Origin of the sequence: Kitasatospora sp. NPDC057223 (genome assembly GCF_042669755.1) — a bacterium.
In the GTDB taxonomy this organism is placed as follows: domain Bacteria; phylum Actinomycetota; class Actinomycetes; order Streptomycetales; family Streptomycetaceae; genus Kitasatospora.
On record NZ_JBHUWW010000109.1, the window covers coordinates 25047 to 31535 of the forward strand.

Consider the following 6489-nt stretch of genomic DNA (forward strand, 5'->3'; position numbering starts at 1 on the left):
GGCGGTGGTGTCGTCGGCGGAGCCGGGCGGAGCGGGCCGGGACGGCTGGGCGGGCCGGTCTGGGGTCACGGCGCGGCTCAGCGGGGGCCCGGTACGGACGTCCAGCCCTGCCGGTGGAGCCGGTCGAAACCGTCCAGCAGCAGGTCCAGGGCGAACTCGAACTCGAACTGGTCGTCGCAGCTCCGCCCGACGGCGGACTCCCGGTCGTGGGCCGCCGCCCCCGCCAGTTCGGCGATACGGGGGTAGGCGGCGGCGAGTCCGTCGAGCCCGGCGGGCGGGGCGGCCTGCCCGGCGGCGCCCGAGTCGTCGAACAGCTCCTGGGTGAAGCCCATCAGCCGGCTGCCCATGGCGTGCATGACGTGATGGGTGAGATCGAGGGAGAAGCCGCCGTCGCGGAACGTCCCGATCATCGAGTCCAGGTACGCGAGCACGGCCGGGGTCGGGGCGGTCCGCGACTCGAGCACCCGGGACGCCCAGCGGTGGCGCAGCAGCACCTGCCGGGCGGAGAGGATCCGCCGGCGGACCGTGCTCCGCCAGTCGCGGCCGCCCGCCGGGGGCTCGATCTCCGCGACGACGGTGTCCACCATGCCGTCCAGGAGCTGTTCCTTGTTGGCCACGTGCTTGTACAGCGCCATCGGCACGACGCCCAGTTCCTGGGCGAGCCTGCGCATGCTGAGGGACTCGATCCCGGTGTCGTCGGCGAGCTCGACGGCGGCCCGCAGCACGCGGTCCCGGTTCAGCGGGACGCGACGCGCGGCCTCCGGTTGCTGGGCCATCGCGGCTCTCCTCTCCTGCTGTCCCTGTACCTGTCCCGCTTGACGAGTGTACGGCGTACGCCTACCGTGACCGCGAGGTGTACGCCGTACACCTGGGGAGCTGGCCGAGAGGTGCCGAGGATGAATCCGGACAGAAGGACCGCCATGGTCGCGGGCGTGTTGTTCCTGGTGACGGAGGTCGCCGCGATCGGCGGCCTCGTGCTCCAGCGCCCGGCCCTCGGCGCGGCGGGCCGGGTTCTGGGCCCCGGGGCCGAGAGCCGGGTGTTCCTGGGGGTGCTGTGCGAGGTGGTTCTGGTGGTCGCCGTCGTGGGAACCGGGGTGGCGCTGTACCCGGTCCTCAGGAGGCGGAGCGAGGGGCTGGCCCTCGGGTACGTCTGCGGCCGGCTGCTCGAAGCCGCCGTCATCACCGTGGGCATCCTCGGCGTCCTGTCGGTCGTGACCCTGCGGAGGGACCTGGCGGGAGCCGCCGACACCGCCCCCCTCGCCGCTGCCGTCCGGGGCCTGGTCGCCCTGCACGAGTGGACGTTCCTGCTCGGGCCGAACATCGCGCTGGGCCTGAACACCCTGCTGCTGGCGTACCTGATGTACCGCACGGGGCTGGTGCCCCGCTTCGTCGCCGTGCTGGGGCTGGTCGGGGGCCCGCTGATCTGCGCCTCGGCCGTCGCCGTGATGTTCGGCCTCTATCCGCAGCTCTCCGGGCCGGGGTCGGCCGCGGCCGTGCCGGTGTTCGCGTGGGAGGTGGCGCTCGCCGCCCGGCTGGTGACCAGGGGGTTCGAGCCGTCCACCGCCCGCGCCGCGCACACCGGCCGGGTCGCGCCGGCCCCGCAGCACTGAGCCCGGGCCGGGCCGCTCAGAACTCGGGCTCGCCCTGGAACGGCCGGACCTCGATCGGGAGGGTGGTCGCCTCGGCGGCCCGGCGGGCCCAGCCGAGGGCGGCGTCCAGGTCGGGCGCCCTGATCACCCAGAACCCGCCGAGGTGCTCCTTCCCCTCCGCGTACGGGCCGTCGGTGGTGAGCGCCTCGCCACCGCTCACCCGTACCACGGTGGCCGTCGCGGCGGGGTGCAGCCCGCCGGTGAAGACCCACGCGCCGGCCGCCCTGATCTCCTGGTTGAGGGTGTCGAGGTCGCGCATCACCTTCTCCAGCAGGCCGGGCGGGGGCGTCCCGCCGTCGGGCTGGTAGATGCTCAGCAGGTAGTGCCTCATCGGAATCCTCCTCCGTCGTCACCGGCTCCGGGCCGGCCTCTCACCCTCTACACGAACGGCGGACGCCCGGATCGACACCCGGCCCGGATTCCCCTGCGGATTGCCCCGATCGGCCCCCGGCGGGCTCAGCCGCTGCGCGGTACGTAGTACGGGCGGTGGTGGGCGGCGACCGGGGCCGACTGGTACGTCCAGACACCGGCGGCGGGCGCGCCGCCGATCAGGGTGGTCAGGTCGGCACCCGACTCGGCGGCGGTGTCGTGCACGCGCAGGCGGACCCGGTCGGCGGTGGAGCGGTCCAGGGCGTGGTGGCGGTAGGGGTGGTGGACGTACATCGGGCCGGCCAGCGGGCGCCCGGCGCCGTCCACGCCGTAGCCGACGACGGGCGTGCTGTCGACCGGGGTCCGGCCGAGCCCGGCCAGGTCCGCCTCGAACGAGAACAGCCGGTGCTCGTCGCGCTCGATGCCGTCCCCGGTGGGGTCGAGGGCGGCCTGCCCGCAGCTGACGGACCAGCTCTCGCCCGGCGGGCCGTTGGGCGAGGGCATCGCCGCCTCGAACCAGGCCGGGTACTTGGGCTCGCCGTACAGCTCGGTGCCGGCCCGGATCGCGAGCGGGTTGTCGCACAGGACGTGCAGCCGGGCGATGCCGAGCAGCTTGGTCTGGTCCCAGCCGTGGGCGAACTGCTCGTAGGTCAGGCGGGCGAGGTGGCCCGCGCCCGCCGTCGGGTGGGCGATGACGCTGATCTCGATCTCCTGGGTGATGCCGCCGCCGTTCGGGTACTGGGCGAAGTACAGCTGGTAGTTGAGGGTCACGCAGGCCCGGCCGCCGAAGTCCGCGGCGGTGAGGTCGGGGTGGCGTTCGGCGAGCAGCCGGCGGGCGGGCTCCGGGTCGACCAGGTAGTCGAGGCCGATGTTGTGCAGGGCGCCGTAGTGGAACGGCAGTCGGTAGGGCGCGGCAACCGGCGGCAGGGCCCGGGCTGCGGTCATCGGGTCGGCGGTCATCGGGTCGGCGTCTCCTCGGCGGGCTGCGGGCGGGCTGGGGCGGCGAGCGTGGCGGGCGCGTGCAGGGCGGTCAGGTCGCGGTGGATCTGCTCGGCGCTGCGCAGGGCGAGGGCGGCCATGGTGAGCGTCGGGTTGGAGGTGCCGAGGGACGGCATGCTGCCGCAGCCCACCGCGTAGAGGTTGGGGTGGTCCCAGCAGCGCTGCCAGGAGTCGACGACGGAGTCGGCCGGGCCGCTGCCCATCACATGGGTGCCCGCGCCGTGGCCGGCGCCGCGGTAGGCGTAGGGGCGGCCCGCGTGCTCGAACCAGCCCGGCTGGCCGGGGCCCGGCTCGTAGCGGGTGTGGTCCTCGGCGCCGAGCAGGGCGAAGATCTGGCCGGAGACGGCAGCGGCCGCCGCCATCCCGTCCTTGACGTGGTCCGACAGGTCGTAGGTGATGACGGGGCGGGGGTTGCCCAGCCGGTCGGGGCGGCCGTGGTCGAGGGTGACGCGGTTGGCCGGGTCCGCGCTCTGCTCCAGCTCGAACTGGAGGGCGAACTGCCGTCCGATCCGGTCCCCGACCACCTGCCGCAGCTCCTTGCCGAACAGGCCCCGGCCGCCCGGCGCCGCCGGGCCCGCACCGGCGAGCAGCGCGGCGACCTCGCGGCCGGGCGGGCCGGCGGCCCAGACCCAGCCCCAGTTGCCGATCTCGATCCGGAACGGCGCCCGCGCGGCGCGGGCCGGCCCGAAGCGGAAGCCCTCCACGCCGGAGGTGGAGCCGGGGCCGCGGTACGGGCCGACCTGCTCGGGCATCAGGCCCCAGGTCAGCAGCACCGGGTGGTCCATCAGGTTGCGGCCCACCTGGTCGCTGGAGTTGGCCAGGCCGGAGGCGAGCAGCAGCCGGGCGTTCTCGATCGCGTGCGCGGCCAGCACCACCACGTCGGCGTACGCGGTGGCCGGTGCCGGCCCGGGGCGGCTGCGGTACTCGACGCCGGTGACCCGCCCGCCCGCGTCGGCGAGGACCCTGCCGACCACGGCGCCGGTGCGCAGCGTCACGCCCGGCCCCCAGCGGGCCTGGGTGCGCAGCGGCGTGTACTTCGCCCCGGTCGGGCAGACCGGGATGCAGCTCGCGCTGCCCCGGCAGGCCGGGCCGTGCTCGGCGGTGGCCGTGGTGTTGCGGGCCTGCGGGGTGCGCACCACCCGCAGGGTGGTCGGGCCGGGCTCGCCCGGATCCCGGGCGGGCCGGCCGTCGATCCGCCCGGCGACGACGCGGTCGAGGTGGCTGGGCGGGGTCGGCCGGTGCGGGAACCGGTAGCCGTCGGGGAAGGGCAGCCCGACCTGCTCCCGCTGCTCGTCGGTGTCGGCGGCCACTCCGGTCTCGAGTTCGGCCGCCCGGTAGTACGGCTCCAGGTCCTGGTAGCCGATCGGCCAGTTGCGGCCGTACCCGAGGTCGGCGGTCCGGAAGTCCTCGGGGTGCATGCGCGGGGTGAGGCCCGTCCAGGCCGTCCCGGTACCGCCGTTGACCCGCAGGTAGCCGCTGGCGTAGGGCAGCGGGCCGTTCTGGAGGAGGTGCCCGTCGGCCCGGTAGCCGCCGCCCGGCAGCCCGGTCAGGTCGGTCACGTCCGGGGACGGCGCCCAGGGGTCCGGCGCGAGCGCCGAGCCCGGCACCTTCACCGGCGCCGCCAGGAACCGCCGCACCGCGGCCGCGTGCTCCCCCGCCGGATCGCCGCCGCCCGCCCCGGCCTCCAGTACCAGGACGCGCCGGCCCCGCTGCCCCAGCTGTCCGGCCAGCAGTGACCCGGCGACGCCCGCGCCCACCACGATCACGTCGAACCGCTCGGGCGCCGTCACCGCCGGCCCCCGGCCAGGTCGCCGGCGGGCGGCCGCGCCCAGGAGCCCTGGCCCGGCTGCCGGCTGCCCGGCGCGTGCCCGCCGAACGTGCGCCAGAGCAGCCCGCCGGCGTAGGCCCGCGCGGGGTCGCCCGCGGGACCGTCGCCGGCGGCGGGGCCGAGTGCGGACCGGGCGGCGGGCGACAGCTCCGGCCACTCGCCGGCGTACCAGAGCAGGCACAGGGCCCGCGCGAGCTCGCCGAGCACCTCGTCGCCCGTCCCGCCCGGATCGCCGCCGGCCGCCGCGAGGGCGCCGAGCAGGCGGGCGCAGTGCTCGCCGCCGATCTGTCCGAGCAGGGTCGCCCAGTGCGCCGGCGCCATCCCGTCGGCCGTCAGCTCGGCCTCGTCGAAGCCCGTCAGCAGGGCCGAGACGGCGACGAACTCCGCCGGCTGCGCGCTGTGGGCGGCGGCCGCGCCGTCGTCCGTACCGTTCATCGGATCCCCTCGTCCAGCTGCCCCGCGGCGTGCCGTGCGCACACCGCAGCGATCTTTACCGCGGGCCCGACGCGTTCATGCCCGGCCGCCCGCCGCGCCGCCGGGCGCCCGCAGTGCGGTGGCGGCCCGCACGCCGGGGGCGCACGACGGCGCGGCGTTGTCGGCGGTGCCCGCTACGGTGCCGGCATGGGCATCTATCTGGTGAGCGTCGACGCCGACGAGTGGTCCGGCGAGGACGAGGGCGGCCTGGGCGAGGTCGCTGCGGCGCTGAACGCGGAGCTGGCCGGGCGCGGGCTCGGACCGTACGCCTCGGTGCCCCGGGAGAGCGCGTTCGTCCGCGGGGCCGGGCAGTGTTTCGAGGAGAAGCTCGTCCCTCCCATGGACGGCTTCCTGGCCCTGTGCCGGAGGTTCCTGTCCGTGGACGAGACGGAGGACCTCTGCGGGTGGACGGTCCTCGTCCCGGTGGCGCTGGGCGAGCCGGTCGTCCTGCCCGTCCCGTCCGCCCACGACGAGGCCACCACCGTCGCCGGCGCCCCGCGCGCACTGGCCGCCGCCGAGAAGCTGGCCGCGGCGGTCGGCCTGCCCGACGGCGTGCCCGTCGCCTGCGACAACCTCGACCTGACGACGTGGTTCCTGGACGGCTCGGCCGAGCAGGCGGCCGCCGCCCGGCCCGGGCCGTGGAGCGAGGACCTGGACGCGGCCTTCTACACCGCGCTGTACCTCCGGGCGGCCCAGCACAGCCTGCGGCGCGGCTGCCCCGTCCGCTACAGCTGACGGGCGGCGGTCAGCCCCCGGCGCCCGGCAGCCGGAATCCCGCCAGGATCTGCTCGGCCGCCAGGGTCGCCGTCAGGCGGCCCTCCCGGACCTCCTGTTCGAGGCCCGGGGTGATCCGGCGGACCTCGGGGTGCTCGCGCAGCCGGGAGAGCAGCTGGTCGTGGACCATCGCCCAGACCCAGTCGACCTGCTGTTCGCGGCGCTTGGCCTCCAGTGCGCCGGTCGCGTCGAGGATCTGCCGGTGCTGCTGGAGCCGCTCCCAGAGCACGTCCAGTCCGGTGCCGCCCAGGCCGCTGCAGGTGAGTACGGGTGGTGTCCAGGCGGCGTCGGGTGCCTGGAGCAGGCGTAGTGCGCCGGTGAGTTCGCGGGCGGCGGTTTTGGCGTCGAGTTCGTGGGGGCCGTCGGCCTTGTTGACGGCGACGATGTCGGCGAGTT

Annotated in this window: 7 protein-coding genes and 1 pseudogene; 2 read left to right on the forward strand and 6 right to left on the reverse strand. The window is 76.0% G+C overall.

All coding sequences use genetic code 11. The features are described from left to right. Nucleotides 1-77: 77 nt before the first annotated feature. The gene (locus ACFUK0_RS29935) at nt 78-776 is read right to left on the reverse strand and encodes a TetR/AcrR family transcriptional regulator C-terminal domain-containing protein (protein ID WP_380255587.1); all 699 of its coding nucleotides are present in this window, start codon (nt 774-776) and stop codon (nt 78-80) included. 120 nt (nt 777-896) lie between these two features. On the opposite strand from ACFUK0_RS29935, the gene ACFUK0_RS29940 reads away from it, so the two are divergent. After that, entirely contained in the window at nt 897-1610 is a 714-nt protein-coding gene (locus ACFUK0_RS29940; RefSeq protein WP_380255588.1) for a DUF4386 domain-containing protein, read from the forward strand. Nucleotides 1611-1626: 16 nt separating this feature from the next. On the opposite strand, the gene ACFUK0_RS29945 is transcribed toward ACFUK0_RS29940, so the two are convergent. From ACFUK0_RS29945 to ACFUK0_RS29960, 4 genes are all read right to left on the reverse strand, one after another. Then, complete coding sequence (locus tag ACFUK0_RS29945; protein ID WP_380255589.1) at nt 1627-1980, reverse strand: YciI family protein; 354 nt, start codon at nt 1978-1980, stop codon at nt 1627-1629. A gap of 125 nt (nt 1981-2105) precedes the next feature. Then, nucleotides 2106-2978, reverse strand: coding sequence for a hypothetical protein (locus ACFUK0_RS29950; RefSeq protein WP_380255590.1), 873 nt, complete (start codon nt 2976-2978; stop codon nt 2106-2108). Then, nucleotides 2975-4807: a GMC family oxidoreductase gene (locus ACFUK0_RS29955; protein ID WP_380255591.1), complete on the reverse strand. Its 1833-nt coding sequence runs from the start codon at nt 4805-4807 to the stop codon at nt 2975-2977. The genes ACFUK0_RS29950 and ACFUK0_RS29955 overlap by 4 nt, the downstream gene beginning before the upstream one ends. Next, the gene (locus tag ACFUK0_RS29960; protein ID WP_380255592.1) at nt 4804-5280 is read right to left on the reverse strand and encodes a hypothetical protein; all 477 of its coding nucleotides are present in this window, start codon (nt 5278-5280) and stop codon (nt 4804-4806) included. Before ACFUK0_RS29960 ends, ACFUK0_RS29955 begins: the two co-directional genes overlap by 4 nt. Nucleotides 5281-5466: 186 nt before the next feature. Here ACFUK0_RS29960 and ACFUK0_RS29965 point away from each other — a divergent pair, with 186 nt between their 5' ends. Further along, nucleotides 5467-6054, forward strand: a complete 588-nt coding sequence (locus tag ACFUK0_RS29965) for a hypothetical protein (RefSeq protein ID WP_380255593.1) — start codon at nt 5467-5469, stop codon at nt 6052-6054. A gap of 10 nt (nt 6055-6064) precedes the next feature. Here ACFUK0_RS29965 and ACFUK0_RS29970 read toward each other — a convergent pair. Next, nucleotides 6065-6489: pseudogene (locus tag ACFUK0_RS29970) on the reverse strand (methylmalonyl Co-A mutase-associated GTPase MeaB); the annotation flags it as partial.